At 49.1% G+C, this 1298-nt stretch carries 9 tRNA genes and 2 rRNA genes; all 11 read left to right on the top strand.

Annotated features, from left to right (window positions below):
• Positions 1 to 92: ribosomal RNA gene (locus LCM20_RS19980) — 23S ribosomal RNA — on the top strand; the annotation flags it as partial.
• Positions 93 to 221: 129 nt separating this feature from the next.
• Positions 222 to 335 (top strand): 5S ribosomal RNA (gene rrf, locus LCM20_RS19975).
• Positions 336 to 349: 14 nt separating this feature from the next.
• A tRNA-Val gene (locus LCM20_RS19970) sits at positions 350 to 425 on the top strand.
• A 5-nt stretch (positions 426 to 430) separates the two neighbouring features.
• Positions 431 to 506 (top strand) — tRNA-Thr (locus tag LCM20_RS19965).
• Positions 507 to 515: 9 nt separating this feature from the next.
• Positions 516 to 591 (top strand) — tRNA-Lys (locus tag LCM20_RS19960).
• 9 nt (positions 592 to 600) lie between these two features.
• Positions 601 to 682, top strand: a tRNA-Leu gene (locus LCM20_RS19955).
• 7 nt (positions 683 to 689) lie between these two features.
• Positions 690 to 764, top strand: a tRNA-Gly gene (locus tag LCM20_RS19950).
• A 54-nt stretch (positions 765 to 818) separates the two neighbouring features.
• A tRNA-Leu gene (locus tag LCM20_RS19945) sits at positions 819 to 907 on the top strand.
• A gap of 11 nt (positions 908 to 918) precedes the next feature.
• Positions 919 to 995 (top strand) — tRNA-Arg (locus tag LCM20_RS19940).
• Positions 996 to 1004: 9 nt separating this feature from the next.
• Positions 1005 to 1081 (top strand) — tRNA-Pro (locus LCM20_RS19935).
• 18 nt (positions 1082 to 1099) lie between these two features.
• Positions 1100 to 1175, top strand: a tRNA-Ala gene (locus LCM20_RS19930).
• Positions 1176 to 1298: the final 123 nt, after the last annotated feature.

The raw sequence follows: 1298 nt of genomic DNA, 5'->3' as shown, positions 1-1298 counted from the left end.
ATCCCTCAGAGATGATGAGGTTGATAGGTCCGAGGTGGAAGCGTGGTGACACGTGGAGCTGACGGATACTAATGGATCGATGACTTATCTATCTGAAAAGACATTTATTTCGGTTTGAATAATTCTTATCCAGTTTTGAGGGTTTGCAAAAAACTTTAAATTTACCCTTGATTTTTTCCTTTCAGGGCATTATAATAATTCTTGTCCTTGAAAAAATAAGGTTTGGTGGTGAAGGCGAAGAGGTCACACCTGTTCCCATGCCGAACACAGCAGTTAAGCTCTTCAGCGCCGATGGTAGTCGGGTTTACCCCCGTGAGAGTAGGACGCTGCCAAGCCTTACATAAATATCGGAGGATTAGCTCAGCTGGGAGAGCACCTGCCTTACAAGCAGGGGGTCGCAGGTTCGAGCCCTGCATCCTCCACCATGAAAGCCGGCCTAGCTCAACTGGTAGAGCAACTGATTTGTAATCAGTAGGTTGGGGGTTCAAGTCCTCTGGCCGGCACCATTTTTTCATGAGCCATTAGCTCAGCTGGTAGAGCATCTGACTTTTAATCAGAGGGTCGAAGGTTCGAATCCTTCATGGCTCACCATTGTAACACGCGGGTGTGGTGGAATTGGCAGACACGCTAGATTTAGGATCTAGTGCTTCACGGCGTGGGGGTTCAAGTCCCTCCACCCGCACTTTATTGCGGAAGTAGTTCAGTGGTAGAACACCACCTTGCCAAGGTGGGGGTCGCGGGTTCGAATCCCGTCTTCCGCTCCATTTTCAAGAGCTACTTAACGAAAACTAACACGACTTTATCATATAACTTGCCAGGCCGGGGTGGCGGAATTGGCAGACGCACAGGACTTAAAATCCTGCGGTGGGTTTCCACCGTGCCGGTTCGAGTCCGGCCCTCGGCACCATAATCAAATATGCGCCCGTAGCTCAATTGGATAGAGCGTCTGACTACGGATCAGAAGGTTAGGGGTTCGACTCCTCTCGGGCGCGCCATTTTATTTACGGGAAGTAGCTCAGCTTGGTAGAGCACTTGGTTTGGGACCAAGGGGTCGCAGGTTCGAATCCTGTCTTCCCGACCACTCAACTACATTATATATGGGGCCTTAGCTCAGCTGGGAGAGCGCCTGCTTTGCACGCAGGAGGTCAGCGGTTCGATCCCGCTAGGCTCCACCATTATTTTTGATCTTTGAAAACTGAACGAACCAACCAGTACGTCAATATTTTCTTCTTAGTGAAGAAAAGACAACGAGCACATTTCGATGTGCAAATGAGCAAGTCAAACTTAACTTTTATGGA

Origin of the sequence: Halobacillus litoralis, from assembly GCF_020171725.1 — a bacterium.
Lineage (GTDB): Bacteria > Bacillota > Bacilli > Bacillales > Halobacillaceae > Halobacillus > Halobacillus litoralis_F.
Note: the sequence above shows the minus strand (reverse complement) of the source record. Positions and strands in the feature narration are given on the sequence as shown.